We start from the raw sequence: 19504 nt of genomic DNA, 5'->3' as shown, positions 1-19504 counted from the left end.
ACCCCTTTTTCACTGCATTGGTGGGCCTCCCGTGAGTCGAACACGGCACCAACGGATTATGAGTCCGCTGCTCTAACCAGGCATGAGCTAGAGGCCCTTGGAAGCGTTTAGTTGCCTTCCAGGAAACTCTTCAGCTTGTCGGAGCGGCTCGGGTGGCGCAGCTTGCGCAGCGCCTTGGCCTCGATCTGGCGGATCCGTTCACGCGTGACGTCGAACTGCTTGCCGACCTCTTCCAGCGTGTGGTCGGTGCTCATTTCGATGCCGAAGCGCATGCGCAGCACCTTGGCTTCGCGCGGCGTGAGCGAGTCCAGCACGTCCTTGACGACGTCGCGCATGGAGCCGTGCAGCGCCGCTTCGGCCGGGGCCAGCGTGTTGGTGTCCTCGATGAAGTCGCCCAGATGGGAGTCGTCGTCGTCACCGATCGGCGTTTCCATGGAGATCGGTTCCTTGGCGATCTTCATGATCTTGCGGATCTTGTCTTCCGGCATCTCCATCTTCTCGGCCAGCGTTGCCGGATCCGGCTCGTTGCCGGTTTCCTGCAGGATCTGGCGCGAGATGCGGTTCATCTTGTTGATGGTCTCGATCATGTGCACCGGAATACGGATGGTGCGCGCCTGGTCGGCGATCGAGCGCGTGATGGCCTGGCGGATCCACCACGTGGCATAGGTCGAGAACTTGTAGCCGCGACGGTATTCGAACTTGTCCACCGCCTTCATCAGGCCGATGTTGCCTTCCTGGATCAGGTCGAGGAACTGCAGGCCGCGGTTGGTGTACTTCTTGGCGATCGAGATTACCAGGCGCAGGTTGGCCTCGGTCATCTCGCGCTTGGCTTCGCGGGCGCGGCGCTCGCCTTCCGACATCTTGCGGTTGACGTCCTTCAGTTCCTTCAGCGGCAGCACCACGCGCGCCTGCAGGTCGATCAGCTTCTGCTGCAGCTCGTGCACGGCCGGCACGTTGCGCTCGACGATGGTGCTGTAGCCCTTGCCGTCGGCCACCACGGTGTGGATCCACTCGAGGTTGGTCTCGTTGCCCGGGAAGCGGGCGACGAAGTCCGAGCGCGGCATGCCGCACTTGTCGACCACGATGTTCAGGATGGCCCGCTCGAGCTTGCGCACTTCGTCGACCTGGCCGCGCAGCGTGTCGCACAGGCGCTCGACATTGCGCGCGGTGAAGCGGATGCCCATCAGCTCGGCCTGGATCGCTTCCTGCGCCTTGACGTAGGGCTTGGACTTGTAGCCTTCCTTCTCGAACGCACGACGCATCTTGTCGAACTGCTCGGCGATCACGCGGAATTTCTCCAGCGCGTTCTGCTTCAGTTCTTCCAGCTGGCGCGCGGACGCGCCGGCGCCGGCGCCGCCTTCGTCGTCATCGTCCTCGTCGCCTTCCTCGTCTTCGTCGGACTCGAGGTCCTCGTCGTCGGCCGCCGCGGCCGGGGCCGACGGGGCTTCCGGGGTTTCGTCGGCGTTCGGGTCGATCAGGCCGTCGACGAACTCGTCGATCTTGATCTCGTCGTTGGCGACGCGCTCGGCATGGGCCAGGATCTCGGAGATGGTGACCGGGCACGCCGAGATCGCCATCACCATGTCCTTCAGGCCGGCCTCGATGCGCTTGGCGATCTCGATTTCGCCTTCGCGCGTCAGCAGCTCCACCGTGCCCATCTCGCGCATGTACATGCGCACCGGGTCGGTGGTGCGGCCAAACTCGGAGTCGACCGTGGACAGGGCCGCCTCGGCCTCTTCCTCGGCTTCTTCCTCGCTGGTGGCGGACGGGGCGTTGTCGTTGAGCAGCAACGTCTCGGCATCCGGCGCCTGTTCATAGACGGCGATGCCGATGTCGTTCAGCGTCGCGACCAGGGTGTCGATCGTTTCCGAATCGACCATGTCGTCCGGCAGGTGATCGTTGATTTCCGCGTAGGTCAGGTAGCCGCGCGACTTGCCCAGCTTGATCAGCGCCTTGAGCTTCTGGCGACGCAGCTCGAGCTCTTCCTCGGTGCCTTGCTGGGTCGAGGCGAACTCCTTGAGCAGGGCCTTTTCCTTGGCCTTGCGGTCCTTGGCTTTCTGCTTTTCGGTCTTCGGCGCCGCCGGGGTTGCCGGCGCGCGCGTATCGTTCTCGTAAAACTCTTCGGTCACGTCGTCTGTTGTGCTGTCGTCGTGCTGCATCTCGGCCTTGGGCTTGCGGCCACGCTTTTTCGGCTCCGGCTTGATTGCCGGCGCAGCGGGACGCTCGGATGCAACGGATGCAGGTGTCGCGGCACGCGCCTTGGCGGCCGTCGCGGCCGCGCCTTGCTTGGCGCCTCCGCTCTTGGCGCCGGCGGCTGCCGCTCGCTTGCTCTCGACTTCGGTATTCTGCTGTTTCGCCACGGTGATACTCTTGCCTTTCACTGGTGCAGATGCTGCTGCAGATGCGGCGACCTTGCCGCTCGTACTGGCGCTCTTGCCGCTCTCGCGTGCCGAAGTCGAGGCCTTTGTCTTTTCGGATGTGCGGGTTCTGGTGGGAGTCGTCACGGCGGGCGCTTGCGCGCGGCGCACGGACTTTGATGGCGCAGACCGGGCTGGCGTCTTGACGGTCGCGGTCGATGTCTTCGCCGCCGTGGTTTTCACAGACGCCTTGCCGCTCCCTGATTGGGGAGCTTTCGAGGTAACCCTTTCGGTTGCTTTGGCCTTTGCCATTGGCACGCTCACTTTCACCAGAACTGGAGAGAAAGATTTCGCAATCCAAACCGGCTATTGTAGCACGCCACGCATAGCCGGCTCCCTGTCAGGTGAGGTTTTCACCTGAAAAATCAAGGCTTAAGCTCGGCGCGGCCGGGCCCGGTCCCTGATCCACTGCTTGTCCAACGCTTGATGCCGCCTCCCGGTTGAAGGCCAGGGCGCCCGCCGGCGCCTCAGCCCAGTTGGCGCCGCCGGTGGATTTCGCCCACCAGCCAGCGCATGCGCTGCTTGGCCGCCTCGTCGGCCGTGCCGGCGACCACCTCCGCCTGCAGGCTGTCAAGTTCGCGCCGCAGCGGCTCGGCCAGCAGCTTGGTGATGGCCGCATCGAATTCCTGTGTTGCAGGTGCCTCTTCAATCTCTTCGCGCAATACCGCCGTGCGCGCCGCGGCATAGACCTCGGCATACGGCGACTGGGCCAAATGCTCGCTGAAGGCCGCGAAATTCACTTCGCCCTGGACGCCGTCGCACGCGCTGACCAGGTGCGCCAGCACTTCGCTGTCGCCACCTTCGCCTTCCAGCAGCAACGCCCGCGCATCCTCGTCCAGCCGTGCCGACAGCGTCGGGTAGCACATCAGCAACTGGATCACCCGCTGCTCCAGCCCGGTCGGGGCCTGGCGGCGCGCGCGCGGGCGCGGCTGGGCGAAGCGCCCGACCCGTGCCGGATCACTGCGCAGGCCGCAGATCGCCTCGATCTCCGCGGGTGTCGTACCAGTGGCATCGGCAAGTTCGCGCACGATCTGTAGCCGCAGCCCGCCCGCCGGCATCGCCTGCAGCAGCGGCTTGGCGTCGTACTGGGCGCGGGCGCGGCCCTCGGGCTGGCGCAGGTCCAGTTCCTCGGTCACCGACTGCAGCAGGAAGCGCGACAGCGGCATGGCATTGCGCACCTGCGCGGCGAAGGCTTCGGTGCCCTCTTCGCGCACATAGCTGTCGGGGTCGTGCTCGGCCGGCAGGAACAGGAAGCGGATGGTCTTGTTGTCGGCCACGTGCGGCAGGCAGGCTTCGAGCGCCCGCCTGGCGGCGCGCCGCCCTGCCGAATCGCCGTCGAACGAGAACACCACCGCGTCGGCCTGGCGCAGCAGCTTCTGCACGTGCACGGGCGTGCACGCCGTGCCCAGGGTGGCGACGGCGTTGGCAAAACCGAGCTGGGCCAGTGCCACGACGTCCATATACCCTTCGACCACCAGCACATAGCCGGTTTCCCGGATTGCATGGCGGGCCTCGAACAAGCCATACAGCTCGGTGCCCTTGCTGAACAGCGGGGTCTCGGGGGAGTTCAGGTACTTCGGTTCGCCCTGCCCCATGACGCGGCCGCCGAAGCCGATCACCGCGCCCTTGGTGTTGCGGATCGGGAACATGATGCGGTCGCGGAAGCGGTCGTAGCGCCGCGGCTTGCCGTCGGCGTCGCGTTTGTCGCTTTCGATCAGCAGGCCGGCCTCGACGAGCGGCGCGGCCACGTTGTCGTCGCGGTAGCTGCCGAACACCGCTTCCAGGCCCTGCCAGTCATCGGGCGCATAGCCCAGTCCGAACTGACCGGCGATCTCGCCGGTCAGCCCCCGCCCCTTCAGGTACTGGATCGCCTGCGGCGCGCCGCGCAACTGGCGGCGGTAGAAATCGGTGGCGCGGGTCATGGCGTCGGACAGCGCCACCGAGCGTGCCTGTTGCTCGGCGCGCTGGCCGGGGGGCAGGCGGTCGCGCTCTTCCGGCACGGTCATGCCGACCGACTGCGCCAGCTCGCGCACCGCCTCCGGATAGGACTGGCCGGAAAACTCCATCAGGAAGCCGATGGCCGAGCCATGCGCGCCGCAGCCGAAGCAGTGGTAGAACTGCTTGGTCGGCGACACCGTGAACGACGGGGATTTCTCGTTATGGAACGGGCAAAGTCCCATGAAATTGGCGCCGCCCTTCTTCAGCTGCACATACTTGCCCACCACATCGACAATGTCGACACGGTTGAGCAGGTCCTGAATAAAGGATTGCGGAATCACCCGACTGACCGTCCTGAGGCTTGGCCGTCCCTGGCGGGCGGCCCTTTTAGGAATGCGTGACCGGTGCGGCGCCCGGCTGCTATCGGAATATTGTAGTGCAGCGCGGAACGGCCGCCCGGATTGCTTCACTTCTGCGCGCAACCTCCGCTATCCGCGGTGAGATTGCGCGCATCATGTCGGCAATCGTTTAAATCAGTACTTACTTTGGCGCCAACGCGGCCTTGACCAGGGCCGATACCGCGGTCATGTCGGCACGGCCGGCCAGCTTGCCCTTCAGCACGCCCATGACCTTGCCCATGTCCTGCGGGCCCGCAGCGCCGGTGGCGGTCACGGCTTGCTGTACCTCGGCGGCCACCTCCTCGTCCGACAGCGCGGCCGGCATGTAGACCTTCAGCACCTCGACCTCGGCCAGCTCCTTGTCCGCGAGGTCGTTGCGGCCGGCCTGCTGGAACTGCGCGATAGAGTCCTTGCGCTGCTTGATCAGCTTTTCGACCACGGCCAGCACGGCGGTATCGTCCAGCTCGACGCGCTCGTCGACTTCGCGCTGCTTGATCGCCGCCAGCAGCAAGCGGATGGTGCCAAGGCGCTCGGTCTCGCGGGCGCGCATGGCGGTCTTCATGTCTTCGCTGATACGGGCTTTGAGGGACATCGTGATCTTCCAGAAAGTGGGCAGGCACTTACACATGGCGGCGGATGCCGTTCCTGCAAGGCCCATAACGCAAAAACCCGCCGAGCATACGCCACAGCGGGTGATGGGCAAGCGCGAAGCCGGTGTCAGTACAGCTTCTTCGGCAGCATCTGGCTGCGGATGCGCTTGTAATGGCGCTTCTCTGCCGCAGCCTTCTTGCGCTTGCGCTCGGCGGTGGGTTTTTCGTAAAACTCGCGGGCCCGCAGTTCCGGGAGCAGCCCGTTCTTCTCGATGGTGCGCTTGAATCGGCGCAGGGCAACTTCAAAAGGCTCGTTTTCCTTGAGGCGGATCGTAGTCATTTGGCCGGAAAATGAAAGTATTTTCGGGATGGCGGCGTTACGAAGCTCTGGATTGTAGCACCAACAATCCGGCGCGGAAGTGGCGTGCGACTGGCGTGCCGCGTGTGATTCACGCAGCACGATACAGCCTGGCTCTAAGCTGCCGATTGCCCGGCGCGGGCCTGCCGTGCCGCCTCCGCCGCGGCCTGCCCCGCCGCCACCGCGGAGGCCCAGGCCCACTGGAAGTTGTAGCCCCCCAGCCAGCCGGTCACGTCGACCACTTCGCCGATGAAATACAGGCCCGGTACGTCGCGGGCCATCATGGTGGCCGACGACAGCGCGCGCGTATCCACCCCGCCCAGCGTGACCTCGGCCTTGCGGTAGCCCTCGGTGCCGGACGGCACGATGCGCCAGTCGTTGAGCGCGCCGCCGAGCTTGCGCAGGGCCTTGTCGGTCACGTCATGCAGCGGCATCGTCGCCGCCACGCCCGCGGCCGCGCACCACGCCTCGGCCAGCCGCGACGGCAGCCGTTGCGCCAGCAGGTTGCCCAGGTGCTTGCGGCTGCCGGCCTTCTGCTCGAGCAGCCAGGCGGCGGCGTCCTCGCCATCGAACAGGTCGATGGCGACCGGCGTGCCGGGATGCCAGTAGCTGGAGATCTGCAGCACCGCCGGGCCGGACAGGCCACGGTGCGTCCACAGCAGGTCCTCGCGGAAGGCGCCCGCGGCCTTGCCGCTGCCGGTAGCGATGTCCACTTCCAGCGAGACCCCCGCCAACGGCACGAACGGCGCCCAGTCCTTGCCATCGAAGGTCAGCGGCACCAGCGCCGGGCGGGTCTCGACGATGCCCAGCCCGAACTGCCGCGCAATGCGGTAGCCGAAGTCGGTGGCGCCGATCTTCGGGATCGACAGGCCGCCCGTGGCCACCACCAGCGCTCCGGCCCGCACCGTGCCCGCGGCGGTCAGCAGCAGGAAGTCATCGCCCTCGCGCCGGATCTCCGCCACCGTGCAGCCGGTCTGCCAGCGCACCTGCCCCGCGTCGCATTCGGCGCGCAGCATGGCGATCACGTCTTCGGCGCTGTCGTTGCAGAACAGTTGGCCACGGTGCTTCTCGTGCCAGGCGATGCCATGGCGGCGCATCAGCGCCAGGAAATCCTGCGGCGTGTAGCGCGCCAGCGCCGAGCGGCAGAAGTGCGGATTGGACGACAGGTAGTTGGCGGGGCCGGCCTGCAGGTTGGTGAAATTGCAGCGGCCGCCGCCCGAGATGCGGATTTTCTCGGCGAGCCGGGTGGCATGGTCGATCAGCACCACGCGCGCGCCGTTCTGGCCCGCCACCGCGGCGCACATCATGCCCGCGGCGCCGGCGCCCAGTACCGCCACGTCATACCGGCCGGTCCGGGCCTGGGCTGCCCCGCTCATTGCACGCCTCGCGAATCCATGTGTCTTGCCACCGCCTGAGAAAGGGCAGATTGTAGCGAAAAGCGCGCCGCGCGCCGCTGTGCTACCCTGCGCGCTTCCCGCACACCCTTGTTTCGACGGCCGTTTCCCGGAGACGGCGTCATGGCTCCCATGCTTGTCCTCGGCATTGAATCTTCCTGCGACGAAACCGGCCTCGCGCTCTATGACACCGGCGCCGGCCTGCTCGCGCATGCACTGCACTCGCAGATCGCCATGCATCGCGACTATGGCGGCGTGGTCCCCGAGCTGGCCTCGCGCGACCATATCCGCCGCGTGCTGCCGCTGCTGGAGCAGGTGCTGGCCGACGCCGGCCGCACCCGCCAGGACATCGACGCCATTGCCTTCACCCAGGGCCCCGGACTGGCCGGCGCGCTGCTGGTCGGCGCCTCGGTGGCCAATGCGCTCGGCTTCGCGCTGAACGTGCCGATGGTGGGCGTGCACCACCTCGAAGGCCACCTGCTGTCGCCGCTGCTGACGCGCGAGCCGCCGCCGTTCCCGTTCGTGGCGCTGCTGGTATCGGGCGGGCATACGCAGCTGATGGAAGTGCGCGGCATCGGCGACTACGCGCTGCTGGGCGAAACCCTGGACGATGCCGCCGGCGAAGCGTTCGACAAGACCGCCAAGCTGCTCGGCCTGGGCTACCCGGGTGGGCCGGAAGTGTCGCGCCTGGCCGAGTTCGGCGTGCCCGGCGCGTTCGAGCTGCCGCGGCCGATGCTGCATTCCGGCAACCTGGATTTTTCCTTTGCCGGCCTGAAGACCGCGGTGCTGACGCAAACCCGCAAGCTCGCCAATACCTGCGAGCAGGACCGCGCCAACCTCGCGCGCGCCTTTGTCGATGCGATCGTCGACGTGCTGGCGGCCAAGTCGATGGCGGCGCTCAAGCAAACCGGCCACAAGCGGCTGGTGGTAGCCGGCGGCGTCGGCGCCAACCGGCAGCTGCGCGAACGGCTGGACCAGGTTGGCAGGCAGCGCAAGCTCGAGGTCTACTATCCTGACCTGGCGTTCTGCACCGACAACGGCGCGATGATCGCGTTTGCCGGCGCGATGCGCTTGCAGGCCGCGCCCGAACTGGCGCGGCACGAGTATGGTTACGGCGTGACGCCGCGCTGGGACCTGGCGGATATCCGCCTGCCTTCCGCGGCCTGAACCGGACCGAAAAAATAGCCACCGCATGCGGTGGCTATTTCCATTGCAGCGACAACGCGGTCAGTCGACGCGCTTGTCCCGCTCGATCACCGCATACGCGCTGTGGTTGTGGATCGACTCGAAGTTCTCCGCCTCGAGCACATAGGCCACGATGCGGTCGTCCGCATTCAGCCGCATGGCGATGTCGCGCACCAGGTCCTCGACGAACTTGGGATTCTCGTAGGCACGCTCGGTGACGAACTTCTCGTCGGGCCGCTTGAGCAGCCCCCACAGCTCGCACGACGCCTCTTCCTCGGCCATGCGCACCAGCGCCTCCACCGGCAGCTCGCCGGCCAGCTCCACGTTCATGGTGATATGCGAGCGCTGGTTGTGCGCGCCATACTGCGAGATCTTCTTCGAGCACGGGCACAGGCTGGTCACCGGCACCAGCGCCTTCAGGAACACCCGCGTGGCGCCGTTGCGCACTTCACCGGTCAGCGTGACCTCGTAGTCCAGCAGCGACTCCACGCCGGACACCGGCGCGATCTTGCTGATGAAGTACGGGAACGTGACCTCGATGCGGCCGGCCTCGGCTTCGAGCTTCTCCAGCATCTTGTCCAGCATCAGCCGGAAGCTGGCCAGCTCCAGCGGCGCCCGCTCTTCTTCCAGCAGCGCCACGAAGCGCGACATATGCGTGCCCTTCTGGTCGGCGGGCAGGTGCACGTCGAGGTTGAAGGTGCCGACGGTCGGCACGATGCCGGTCGGGGTCTTCAGGGTCACGGGATAGCGCACGCCCTTCACGCCGACTCGCTGGATCGGGATCTGGCGGGTGTCGGGGCTCGACTGGACGTCGGGCATGATGAAGGCGGGGTTGATGTCATTCATCTACGGTTTCCTCCAGGGTTGCGCAGCCTGGCGCAAGCCCTTACGGTCGCGGCATTTTCGCAGTCCCTCATGCCGCGCAACGAGTGTGAAACCACGGGACCCGGCACTGGCGTGCCGACCCGCAGCTGCGAACACAAAAATCGGAGTGTAAGGGAATTCGGACGCACCCGTGGCGCGGCGGCCCGAATCCCCTCGGGATGGCAGGTGATCAGGCCACGCGCGAGGCGACCGTGACCTGCGGCTGGTCGAGCCCGAAACGCTCGCGCACCGAGCGCTCGATGCCGGCCGCATCCAGGCCGCATTGCTGCAGCAGGTAGGCCGGGTCGCCATGGTCGACGAAGCGGTCGGGCAGGCCCAGCGTCAGCACCGGCTTGTCGATGCCGGCCTCGGCCAGGGCCTCGAGCACGGCGCTGCCGGCGCCGCCCATCACGCTGCCCTCTTCCACCGTCACCAGGTAGTCGTGGTCGGCGGCCAGGCGCTTGACCAGCGCGACGTCGAGCGGCTTGACGAAGCGCATGTCGGCCACGGTGGCGTCCAGCGCCTGCGCCGCGCCCAGCGCCGGCTGCACCATCGAGCCGAACGCCAGCATGCCGACGCGATGCCCGGCGCGCGCGCCGCCCTCGCGGCGCACCACGCCCTTGCCCACCGGCACCGGCGCCAGGTCGGCGGCGATCGCCGCGCCCGGGCCGGAGCCGCGCGGATAGCGCACCGCGCTAGGGCAGTCCTGCTGGAACGCCGTGGTCAGCAACTGGCGGCACTCGTTTTCGTCGGACGGCGTCATCACCATCATGTTGGGGATGCAGCGCAGGTAGGCGATATCGTAGGCGCCCGCGTGAGTCGCGCCGTCGGCGCCGACCAGGCCGGCGCGGTCCAGCGCGAACACCACCGGCAGGTTCTGCAGCGCCACGTCGTGGATCAGCTGGTCGTAGCCGCGCTGCAGGAAGGTCGAGTAGATCGCCACCACCGGCTTCAGCCCTTCGCACGCCAGGCCGCCGGCGAAGGTCACCGCATGCTGCTCGGCGATGCCGACGTCGTAGTAGCGCTCCGGGAAGCGCTGCTCGAACTCGACCATGCCCGAGCCCTCGCGCATGGCCGGGGTGATGCCGACCAGGCGCTTGTCGGCCGCGGCCATGTCGCACAGCCAGTCGCCGAACACCTGGGTGTAGGTCTTGCGCGCCGGCTTGGCGGCCGGGCGGATGCCTTCGGCCGGATTGAACTTGCCCGGGCCGTGGTACAGGATCGGGTCGGCCTCGGCCAGCTTGTAGCCCTGGCCCTTCTTGGTGACCACGTGCAGGAACTGCGGGCCGCCGCCTTCGAGCGCGCGCTCGCGGATATTCTGCAGCGTCGGCACCAGCGAATTCAGGTCGTGGCCGTCGATCGGGCCGATGTAGTTGAAGCCGAACTCCTCGAACAGCGTGGCCGGCACCATCATGCCCTTGGCATGTTCCTCGAAGCGCTTGGCGAACTCCAGCACCGGCGGCGCCACCGACAGCACCTTCTCGATGCCCTTCTTGGTGGCGGCGTAGAACTGGCCGCTCAGCAGCCGCGCCAGATGCCGGTTGAGCGCGCCCACCGGCGGCGAGATCGACATGTCGTTGTCGTTGAGCACCACCAGCAGCGGCAGGTCCTTGTAGACGCCGGCGTTGTTCAGCGCCTCGAAGGCCATGCCCGCGGTCATCGCGCCGTCGCCGATCACCGCCACCGAGACCCGCTTCTGGCCCAGCGTGCGCGCGCCCAGCGCCATGCCCAGCGCGGCCGAGATCGAAGTCGACGAGTGCGCGGTGCCGAAGGTGTCGTATTCGCTCTCGCTGCGGCGCGGGAAGCCCGAGATGCCGCCCCACTGGCGCAGCGTGCGCATGCGCTCGCGGCGTCCGGTCAGGATCTTGTGCGGATAGCTCTGGTGGCCCACGTCCCACACCAGCCGGTCATCGGGGGTGTTGAAGACATAGTGCAGCGCGATGGTCAGTTCGACCGTGCCCAGGTTGGACGACAGGTGGCCGCCGGTCTGCGAGACCGATTCCAGCACGTAGGCGCGCAGTTCGTCGGCCAGGGTCTGGAGCTCGCGCCGGTCGAGCTTGCGCAGGTCCGCGGGGGCGTCAATCTTGTTGAGGAGTGCGTAGGTCATGATGTCCGTTCGGCCGGCTCTAGTTTAATGCGTGCGCAGCACGATCAGGTCCGCCAGGTCGCGCAGGCGCGCGGCGCGCTCGCCGAAGCCGGCCAGCGCCTCGTACGCCTCGGCGCGCAGCGACCCGGCCAGTTCGCGGGCCGCGTCCAGCCCCAGCAGCGACACGTAGGTCGGCTTGTCATGGGCGGCGTCCTTGCCGGCGGTCTTGCCCAGCGTCGCGGTGTCCGCGGTGACGTCCAGAATATCGTCTACCACCTGGAACGCCAATCCCACCGCCGCCGCGTAGCGGTCCAGCGCGGCCAGGCCCTGAGCATCGATCTCGCCACACAGCGCGCCCATGCGCACGCTGGCGCGCAGCAGCGCGCCGGTCTTCATGCGGTGCATGGCCTCGAGCGCGTCGCGCGTCATGGCCCGGCCCACGTTCTGCAGGTCGATCGCCTGGCCGCCGGCCATGCCGGCCGAGCCCGACGCCCGCGCCAGCTCCGCCACCAGCTGCAGCCGCACCGCGGGCGCGATCGGCCCGGCTTCCGCCAGCACGATGAAGGCCTGGGTCTGCAGCGCATCGCCTACCAGCAGCGCGGTGGCCTCGTCATAGGCCTTGTGCACAGTGGGGCGGCCGCGGCGCAGGTCATCGTCGTCCATGCACGGCATGTCGTCGTGGACCAGCGAATAGGCGTGGATCATCTCCACCGCGCAGGCGGCCGCGTCGCAGGCCGCCGGGGCCGCGCCGCTGACCTCGCCGGCGGCATGGACCAGCAGCGGGCGCACGCGCTTGCCGCCGCCCAGCGCAGCATAGCGCATCGCTTCGTGCAGCGTATGCGGCACCGTGCCGGCATCGGGCAGCGCGGCCTGCAGGGCGGCCTCGGTGCGCACGCCCTGCGCCTGCATCCATTGTGCGAAGTCGCTCATGCCTCGTCCGTCCCCTGTGCTCCATTGGCACCGTTGCCTTCGCCCGCCAGCGGCCTGAGCGCGTCGCCCTCCAGTACCCGCACCTGCTGCTCGACCCGCTCCAGCTTCTGCTGGCAGTAGCGCACCAGCTCGGCGCCGCGGCGGTACGCTGCCAGCGAGGCCTCGAGCGGCAGCTCGCCGCTTTCCATGCTGGCCACCAGCGTCTCCAGTTCGGCCATCGCCGCCTCGTAGGAGGCGGGCGGCGCCGAGGCGGCGTCGGCGGTGTTGTCGGTCTGGACCGGAGCGGTCGTCGTTTTTGGCATATCAGGCCCTGGAAGCTGGAACCGGGGGAAACCCGGATGGGGAAGCCCGGATTTTACGCCAAAGCGCGGGCCTGCCCCCATCTCGCAGGGGGATACCGTGCCCCGATCGGGTGCTTCCGATGCAGAAGTGACTTGTGCGCTCGGGTCGTCTTTCCGAATGCGGCCGCTACGGCACCCCGATGACGACCCGGGTCGACTTTTTCGCTAAAAAGGCAAAAAAATCAGTCCCTTAACTTTTTGGGTCGGGTACAATCTTCCGTTCGCCGCCGGGGGTTGCCAGCGCATCCCGCTAGGCGGCAGTCTTTCCCAAATCGATTCCATTTTCGATGGTTGGGTTGTTCACTGCTTTCACCTGTTCATCTGGGAGTGGGGATAATGTCCAATCTCAGCACCGCGCTCAACCTGGCGCCGGCTGATACGCAACTGCCCGTCGGCGTCTACTTCGACGAAGCGCTGCATCAACAAGAACTCGAACTGCTGTTCAGCAATGGCCCGGGCTATGTCGGCCATGAACTGATGGTCCCGGAAACCGGCGACTACCACACGCTCAAGGCCGAGGACGAGGGCCGCATGCTGGTGCGCAACGCCGCCGGCGTCGAGCTGATGTCCAACGTCTGCCGCCACCGCCAGGCCATCATGCTGAACGGCCGCGGCAACAAGCAGAACATCGTCTGCCCCCTGCACCGCTGGACCTACGACCTGAAGGGCGAACTGCTCGGCGCGCCGCATTTCGACCAGCAACCCTGCCTGCACCTGAAGCGCTCGCCGCTGCAGAACTGGAACGGCCTGCTGTTCGAGGGCCCGCGCGACGTGCGCGCCGACCTGGCGCGGCTGGGCGTGGCGCAGGACCTGAACTTCGACGGCTACATGCTCGACCACGTCGAGGTGCACGAGTGCGACTACAACTGGAAGACCTTTATCGAGGTCTACCTCGAGGACTACCACGTGGTGCCGTTCCACCCGGGGCTGGGCAGCTTCGTCTCGTGCGACGACCTCAAGTGGGAGTTCGGCGAATGGCACAGCGTGCAGACCGTCGGCCTGCACGCCGGCCTGAAGCGCCCCGGCAGCCCGACGTACCAGAAATGGCATGACGCGGTGCTGCGCTTCAACAACGGCGTGCTGCCCAAGCACGGCGCGATCTGGCTGACCTACTACCCCAACATCATGGTGGAGTGGTACCCGAACGTGCTGGTGATCTCGACGCTGCACCCGATCGGCCCGCGCAAGACCCGCAACGTGGTGGAGTTCTACTACCCCGAGGAAATCGCGCTGTTCGAGCGCGAGTTCGTCGAGGCCGAGCGTGCCGCCTACATGGAAACCTGCATCGAGGACGACGAGATCGCCGAACGCATGGACGCCGGCCGGCTGGCGCTGCTCAAGCGCGGCACCAGCGAGGTCGGCCCGTACCAGTCGCCGATGGAAGACGGCATGCAGCACTTCCACGAGTGGTACCGCCGCGCCATGGCCTACACGGGCTAGTGCGATCAGCGCACAACGCAAGCTGCAACGGACCGCCACGGCGGTCCGTTTTGCTTTGGGTGGCGATGTGCGCTGCTAGAATCTTTGTCCGGCGCGGCGGTTCCCGCCGCCGCGCCGGACCGCATGCGCGACGCGGGGCCTCAGAGCCCCGCTCGCGTGCCGGCCTCCTCTCCTTCGCTCCTGCCCGCTTCACCGCGCCCTCGCCATGCAATCGCTCTGGATGCTGTTCGCCGCCTTCGCTTTTTCGCTGATGGGGGTTGGCGTCAAGCTGGCGTCCGACCTGTACACCACCGGCGAGATCGTGTTCTACCGCGGCCTGATCAGCGTGGTGATCATGTGGGTGCTGCTGTCCTCGCGCGGGGTCTCGGTGCGCACTCCGTACATGCTGTCGCATATCAAGCGCAGCGTGTTCGGCGTGACCTCGCTGATGCTGTGGTTCACCTCGATCTCGCTGCTGCCGCTGGCCACCGCGATGACACTGAACTACATGTCGCCGGTGTGGATCGCGCTGATCCTGGGCGCCAGCGCGGCGCTGGCCGGCACCGGCGGCAATGCCGACCGGCGCCTGGTGCTGGCGATCCTGCTGTCGTTTGCCGGCGTGATCTGCCTGCTGCAGCCGTCAGTCGGCAAGGACCAGCTGACCGGCGGCCTGGTCGGGCTGATCTCGGGCATGTTCACCGCATTGGCCTATGTCGAGGTGCGCCAGCTCGGCCAGCTGGGCGAGCCCGAAGGCCGCATCGTGTTCTATTTCTCGCTGGTCGGCATGATCGCCGGGCTGGTGTGGATGCTGCTGGGCGGCACCAGCCCGCATACCTGGTACGGCGCCGGCCTGCTGCTGGCGATCGGCATCCTGGCCACGCTGGGCCAGACCGCGATGACGCGCGCCTACAAGCGCGGCAACACCCTGCTGACCGCCAACCTGCAATACGCCGGCATCGTCTTCTCCAGCGTGTGGGGCATGCTGATCTGGTCCGACCGCCTGAACTGGCTGTCGTGGCTGGGCATGGGGCTGATCATCGCCAGCGGCATCGCCACCACGCTGATGCGCGCGCGCCAGGGCACCGACGCCAAGCCCACGCCCGCCACCCCGGTCAAGTCGCCGGAGGCGGAAGTGCACCCCGAGGTGTAGCATTCGGTAAGCCCGACCGCCCCGGATTTCTTTCTCCGCTCGCTACAGGATTCCCATGCAGAAACCGCTGATTTCCGTCACCGTACTGCAGTCTCTGCTGGCCGGCCCCGGCCGCTGCGTCGTCGTCGACTGCAGCTTCGACCTGGCCGACCCGGCCGCCGGCCGCGAAGCCTACCGCACCGGCCACGTGCCCGGCGCCTTCTACCTGCACCTGGACAACGAACTGTCCGGTCCCAAGACCGGCCGCAACGGCCGCCATCCGCTGCCGGACGCCGACGACCTGGTCGCGCGCCTGCAGGCACTCGGCATCGACGACGACACCCCGGTGGTCGCCTATGACGCCCAGGGCGGCATGTTCGCCGCGCGGCTGTGGTGGCTGCTGCGCTGGATCGGCCACGATGCCGTGGCCGTGCTCGATGGCGGCAAGGACGCCTGGGTCAAGGCCGGCCTGCCGCTGGAGCACGATGCCGCGGCAGAGCCCGAGGTTCCGGGCACGATCCGCCGCGGCAAGTCACTGGTGCCAACCGTCGATGCGGACGCACTGGTCGACAATCTCGGCCAGGGCCGGCTGCTGGTGGTCGATGCGCGCGCGCCCGACCGTTTCCGCGGCGAGAACGAGACCCTGGACCCGGTCGGCGGCCATATCCCGGGCGCGGTCAATCGATTCTTCAAGGACAACCTGGACGCGGAAGGCCGCTTCAAGCCGGCCGCGACCCTGCGCGCCGAATTCGGCGCGGTGCTGGGCACGCACGCCGCCGCCCAGGCGGTGATGCAGTGCGGCTCGGGCGTCACGGCCTGCCACAACCTGCTGGCGCTGGAAGCCGCCGGCCTGGGCGGCGCGGCGCTGTATCCCGGATCGTGGAGCGAGTGGTGCGCGGATCCGGCGCGCCCGGTTGCTACCGGGGCCACCGGGGCGGCCTGAGCCGGCTAGCGTGACGACGACGCCACGGGCGCGGCGTGGCTGTGGCCGTCGCGGCCCTGAGCGCCGTGAGCGCCGTGGCTGTGGCTTTCGTGCACGCCGTTAGTGATGAAGACGATGGCCGAGATCCCCGCGGCCACCAGCACCACCTGGATCGCCGACTCGCGCCAGCGCGGCTTGCGCTGCATCTGCGGCATCAGGTCGCTGACCGCGATATAGATAAAGCTGCTGGCGGCGATCACCAGTACGTAGGGGATCCACCCGCTCAGCTGGTCGAGCAGGAAGTACCCCACTACCCCGCCGGCAATCGCCGCCAGGCTCGACACCAGGTTGAAGGCAAAGGCGCGCGCCTTGGAGAAGCCGGCGTTGAGCAGCACGATAAAGTCGCCCACCTCCTGCGGGATCTCGTGCGCCGCGATCGCCAGCGCGGTGACCACGCCGATATGCGGATCGGCCAGGAACGCCGCCGCGATCACGATGCCGTCGGCGAAGTTGTGGAAGGTGTCGCCGACCAGGATGGTCAGGCCGCTGCGGCCCGCTTCCTCGCGGTCATGGCCGTGGTGGTGGTGGTGCCCGTCGCCCTCGTGATGGTGCGAATGGCGCAGCAGCGACAGCTTTTCCAGCAGGAAGAAACCCAGCAGCCCGGCCAGCAAGGTGCCGAACAGCGCGCGCGGATCGGCGCCGGACTCGAACGCCTCGGGCAGCGAATGCAGCAACGCGGTGGCCAGCAGCACGCCCACCGAGAAGCTCACCATGCGCTCGACCACGCGGGACGCCACCGTCAGCGACAGCAGCGCCGCCCCGAAGATGCTGCCCACGCCCGAAATCGTGGCGGCGAGCAGGATATACAAAAGCGTCGAATGGATGATGGGCTCCCGGGGTAGCGGTGCCGGGCGGCCCCGCCGTTCCGCCCGCATCGCGCCGGGCGGCAAACGCAACAATGTTGCAATAACTCAAAGGCCGCATTGTACGTATCCGCCGGGACTTTGCAATCCTGCCGTCGGCCGGCCCCACGGGCGGGGGCCGCGTGCCAGGTCAGGCGACGCCGTACTGCCGGAACCAGTCCAGGCACTTCTGCCAGCCGTCCCTGGCGTCGGCTTCGCGGTAGCTGGGCCGGTAGTCCGCGTGGAAGGCGTGGCCGGACTCGGGATAGACGATAAAGCGCGAGCGCTTGGCGTCCGGGTCGGACGACGACGCCAGCGCGGCCTTCATCCGGTCCACCTGCTCCAGCGGGATGCCGGTGTCCTTGCCGCCGTACAGGCCGAGCACCGGCGCATGGAGCTGGCCGACCAGGTCGATGGGATTCTTCGGCTTGATCGGCGTCGGCTCGGGCGCCAGCTGGCCGTACCAGGCCACGCCGGCCTTCAGGCGCTGGCTGTGCGCGGCGTAGAGCCAGGTTATGCGGCCGCCCCAGCAGAACCCGGTGATGGCCAGGCGCGAGACGTCGCCGCCGTTGGCGCCGGCCCAGGCCACCGCGGCATCCAGGTCGCCCATCACCTGCGCGTCGGGCACCTTGGCGATCACCTCGCGCTGCAGTTCCTGGATCGTGCCGAAGCTCTGCGGATCGCCCTGGCGCGCGAACAGTTCGGGTGCGATCGCCAGGTAGCCCTGCTTGGCAAAGCGCCGGCACACATCGGCGATATGCTCGTGCACGCCGAAGATCTCGCTGATCACCAGCACCACCGGCAGGCTTTTCTTGCCTTCCGGCTGGGCACGGTAGGCCGGCATGCTGAAGCCGCCCGACGGGATGGTGACCTCGCCCGCGTTCAGGCCGGCAAAATCGGTCTTGATCGCCTGCTGGGCCATCACCGGCAGCGCCGCGGCCGCAAAGGCCGAACCCAGCGCGGTCTTGACGAAGCCGCGGCGGTCGAAGGTCTGGCCGGGGACCAGGCTGTCCACTTCTGGTTTGAGCATGCTTGTCTCCAGGATCGTTGGTGGCTGGGCCGCCACGCGGCGCCCGCGCCCGATTTTAAGCAGACATGGAGAAAACATGGCGGCGCAGGCCCGCCGGCACCCCCACCCACAAGCGGGGGGCCGGTCCATGCGTCAGTGCAGCTTGACGCGCGGACTGGTCTTGCTGCGCAGCCAGTGCGAGACGGTATGCAGCGCCATCCCCACCGCGCCGTGCAGCGCCATCACGTGCATCCGGTACAGCGAGGTGTACATGACGCGCGCCAGCAGCCCTTCGATAAACATCGAGCCGCCGATCAGTCCGCCCATCAGGCTGCCCACCGCGCTGAAATGGCCCAGCGACACCAGCGAGCCAAGGTCCTTGAAAGCGAACGCCTGCAGCGGCCGCCCCGCCAGCCGGGCGCGCAGCGTGTTGTACAGGAAGACGGCCTGCTGGTGCGCGGCCTGCGCGCGCGGCGGCACCGAGGTCTGCTTCTCCGGCCACGGGCAGCTGGCGCAATCGCCGAAGGCGAAGATGTCCGGGTCGCCCTCGCTCTGCAGCGTCGGGCCGACCACGACCTGGCCCTGGCGGCTGACCGGCAGGCCCAGGCTGGCTAGCACCGCGGGCGCGGTGATGCCGGCCGCCCACACCGTCAGGTCGGCGTCGATGGTCTTGCCGCTGGCGGTCAGCACGGCCTGCGGCGTGACTTCGGTCACGCGTTCGCTGGTGAAGACGTCGACATCCAGCTTCCTGAGCAGCTTGGCGGTCTCGGCCGAGACCCGCTCGGACAGCGCCGGCAGGATGCGCGGACCGGCCTCGATCACATGGATGCGCACGTCGCGGCGCGGATCGAGCCGGTGCAGGCCATAGGCGCTTAGCACGTGCGCGGTGTTGCGCAGCTCCGCCGACAGCTCCACGCCGGTGGCGCCGGCGCCGATGATGGCCACGTCCACGCGCGGACGGCCGTCCTCGCCGACGCGGCCGCGCCCGTTCTGGGCACGCACGCAGGCCGCGATCAGCCGCTTGCGGAAGCGCTCGGCCTGGGCCACGGTGTCCAGCGCAATGGCGTGCTCGGCGGCGCCCGGCACGCCGAAGAAATGCGTGACGCAGCCGATCGCCAGCACCAGCGTGTCGTACGGCAGTTCGCGCGCGGGCAGCAGTTCGGCGCCGTCCTGGTCGACGCAGGCCGATACCGAAATGGTCTTGCGGCTGCGGTCGATGCCGGTCAGCTCGCCCTGCTGGAACTCGAAATGATGCCAGCGCGCCTGCGCTGCGTATTCCAGCTGATGGGTGTTGGGATCCATGCTGCCGGCGGCGACTTCATGCAGCAGCGGTTTCCAGATATGGGTAGGCAGGCGGTCCACCAGCACCACCTGCGCCGCGCCCTTGCGGCCGAGCTTGTCGCCCAGCTTCGTTACCAGTTCCAGCCCCCCTGCTCCGCCGCCGACGACGACGATGCGGTGCGTCCTTGTTTCTGTCATGGTCTACCTGCTGCGTTTTTGTAAATTCTTTGCCTGAAGCGCTTGCCGAGGCGTTTGCCACAGTCTGCTGCATTGCAGCATGGCTGGCAAGCGCCGCACGCTGACTCAGCAGTCGCTTCATTCGATACCACCACGCAGGGCAG

Annotated in this window: 17 protein-coding genes and 1 tRNA gene; 5 read left to right on the top strand and 13 right to left on the bottom strand. The window is 67.7% G+C overall.

Annotated features, from left to right (window positions below; translation table 11 throughout):
- Nucleotides 1-18 precede the first annotated feature (18 nt).
- Both U9J39_RS05195 and rpoD read right to left on the bottom strand, forming a co-directional pair.
- Nucleotides 19-97: transfer RNA gene (locus tag U9J39_RS05195), tRNA-Ile, on the bottom strand.
- Nucleotides 98-107: 10 nt separating this feature from the next.
- On the bottom strand, nucleotides 108-2381 hold the full coding sequence (gene rpoD, locus U9J39_RS05190) for an RNA polymerase sigma factor RpoD (protein WP_172581750.1): 2274 nt from the start codon (nucleotides 2379-2381) through the stop codon (nucleotides 108-110).
- Between rpoD and U9J39_RS05185 the strand changes: the two genes are divergently transcribed.
- Nucleotides 2371-2778, top strand: a complete 408-nt coding sequence (locus U9J39_RS05185) for a hypothetical protein (protein WP_326346655.1) — start codon at nucleotides 2371-2373, stop codon at nucleotides 2776-2778. The genes rpoD and U9J39_RS05185 overlap by 11 nt on opposite strands.
- A gap of 106 nt (nucleotides 2779-2884) precedes the next feature.
- Here the strand turns inward: U9J39_RS05185 and dnaG are convergent, their stop codons facing one another.
- The 4 genes from dnaG to U9J39_RS05165 all read right to left on the bottom strand — a co-directional run bounded on the left by dnaG (nucleotide 2885) and on the right by U9J39_RS05165 (nucleotide 7077).
- Entirely contained in the window at nucleotides 2885-4696 is a 1812-nt protein-coding gene (gene dnaG, locus U9J39_RS05180; protein WP_115710321.1) for a DNA primase, read from the bottom strand.
- 199 nt (nucleotides 4697-4895) lie between these two features.
- On the bottom strand, nucleotides 4896-5345 hold the full coding sequence (locus U9J39_RS05175) for a GatB/YqeY domain-containing protein (protein ID WP_115681481.1): 450 nt from the start codon (nucleotides 5343-5345) through the stop codon (nucleotides 4896-4898).
- A gap of 125 nt (nucleotides 5346-5470) precedes the next feature.
- Nucleotides 5471-5683 carry a 30S ribosomal protein S21 gene (rpsU, locus tag U9J39_RS05170; protein WP_326346735.1) on the bottom strand — a complete coding sequence of 71 codons (213 nt, stop codon included), beginning with the start codon at nucleotides 5681-5683 and terminating at the stop codon, nucleotides 5471-5473.
- A 134-nt stretch (nucleotides 5684-5817) separates the two neighbouring features.
- Entirely contained in the window at nucleotides 5818-7077 is a 1260-nt protein-coding gene (locus tag U9J39_RS05165; RefSeq protein WP_326346654.1) for an NAD(P)/FAD-dependent oxidoreductase, read from the bottom strand.
- Nucleotides 7078-7227: 150 nt separating this feature from the next.
- Here U9J39_RS05165 and tsaD point away from each other — a divergent pair, with 150 nt between their 5' ends.
- Nucleotides 7228-8262, top strand: a complete 1035-nt coding sequence (tsaD, locus tag U9J39_RS05160) for a tRNA (adenosine(37)-N6)-threonylcarbamoyltransferase complex transferase subunit TsaD (protein WP_115681482.1) — start codon at nucleotides 7228-7230, stop codon at nucleotides 8260-8262.
- Between the two features lie 60 nt (nucleotides 8263-8322).
- Here the strand turns inward: tsaD and folE2 are convergent, their stop codons facing one another.
- The 4 genes from folE2 to U9J39_RS05140 form a co-directional block, all read right to left on the bottom strand.
- Nucleotides 8323-9126 (bottom strand): GTP cyclohydrolase FolE2, encoded by an 804-nt coding sequence (folE2, locus tag U9J39_RS05155; RefSeq protein WP_115710324.1) that lies wholly within the window; start codon nucleotides 9124-9126, stop codon nucleotides 8323-8325.
- A 208-nt stretch (nucleotides 9127-9334) separates the two neighbouring features.
- On the bottom strand, nucleotides 9335-11251 hold the full coding sequence (gene dxs / locus U9J39_RS05150) for a 1-deoxy-D-xylulose-5-phosphate synthase (protein WP_115710326.1): 1917 nt from the start codon (nucleotides 11249-11251) through the stop codon (nucleotides 9335-9337).
- A 24-nt stretch (nucleotides 11252-11275) separates the two neighbouring features.
- Nucleotides 11276-12160 carry a polyprenyl synthetase family protein gene (locus tag U9J39_RS05145; protein WP_092307059.1) on the bottom strand — a complete coding sequence of 295 codons (885 nt, stop codon included), beginning with the start codon at nucleotides 12158-12160 and terminating at the stop codon, nucleotides 11276-11278.
- A complete protein-coding gene (locus tag U9J39_RS05140; protein ID WP_115661532.1) occupies nucleotides 12157-12462 on the bottom strand; it encodes an exodeoxyribonuclease VII small subunit in 306 nt (101 codons plus the stop codon). The genes U9J39_RS05145 and U9J39_RS05140 overlap by 4 nt, the downstream gene beginning before the upstream one ends.
- Before the next feature lie 375 nt (nucleotides 12463-12837).
- Between U9J39_RS05140 and U9J39_RS05135 the strand changes: the two genes are divergently transcribed.
- The 3 genes from U9J39_RS05135 to U9J39_RS05125 all read left to right on the top strand — a co-directional run bounded on the left by U9J39_RS05135 (nucleotide 12838) and on the right by U9J39_RS05125 (nucleotide 15992).
- Complete coding sequence (locus tag U9J39_RS05135; protein ID WP_115710327.1) at nucleotides 12838-13941, top strand: aromatic ring-hydroxylating oxygenase subunit alpha; 1104 nt, start codon at nucleotides 12838-12840, stop codon at nucleotides 13939-13941.
- Nucleotides 13942-14146: 205 nt separating this feature from the next.
- The gene (locus U9J39_RS05130; protein ID WP_116312884.1) at nucleotides 14147-15070 is read left to right on the top strand and encodes a DMT family transporter; all 924 of its coding nucleotides are present in this window, start codon (nucleotides 14147-14149) and stop codon (nucleotides 15068-15070) included.
- Between the two features lie 55 nt (nucleotides 15071-15125).
- Nucleotides 15126-15992, top strand: a complete 867-nt coding sequence (locus U9J39_RS05125; protein ID WP_326346653.1) for a sulfurtransferase — start codon at nucleotides 15126-15128, stop codon at nucleotides 15990-15992.
- A gap of 5 nt (nucleotides 15993-15997) precedes the next feature.
- Here U9J39_RS05125 and U9J39_RS05120 read toward each other — a convergent pair whose 3' ends face one another.
- From U9J39_RS05120 to U9J39_RS05110, 3 genes are all read right to left on the bottom strand, one after another.
- Nucleotides 15998-16906: a ZIP family metal transporter gene (locus U9J39_RS05120; RefSeq protein WP_115710333.1), complete on the bottom strand. Its 909-nt coding sequence runs from the start codon at nucleotides 16904-16906 to the stop codon at nucleotides 15998-16000.
- A 118-nt stretch (nucleotides 16907-17024) separates the two neighbouring features.
- Nucleotides 17025-17903, bottom strand: a complete 879-nt coding sequence (locus U9J39_RS05115; protein WP_116312886.1) for a dienelactone hydrolase family protein — start codon at nucleotides 17901-17903, stop codon at nucleotides 17025-17027.
- Between the two features lie 132 nt (nucleotides 17904-18035).
- Complete coding sequence (locus tag U9J39_RS05110) at nucleotides 18036-19361, bottom strand: NAD(P)/FAD-dependent oxidoreductase (protein WP_116312887.1); 1326 nt, start codon at nucleotides 19359-19361, stop codon at nucleotides 18036-18038.
- Between the last annotated feature and the right edge of the window lie 143 nt (nucleotides 19362-19504).

The organism is Cupriavidus sp. SS-3 (genome assembly GCF_035818815.1).
GTDB lineage: Bacteria > Pseudomonadota > Gammaproteobacteria > Burkholderiales > Burkholderiaceae > Cupriavidus > Cupriavidus taiwanensis_C.
The sequence above is the reverse complement of the archived record's forward strand: the minus strand, read 5'-3'. Positions and strand labels throughout refer to the sequence as shown.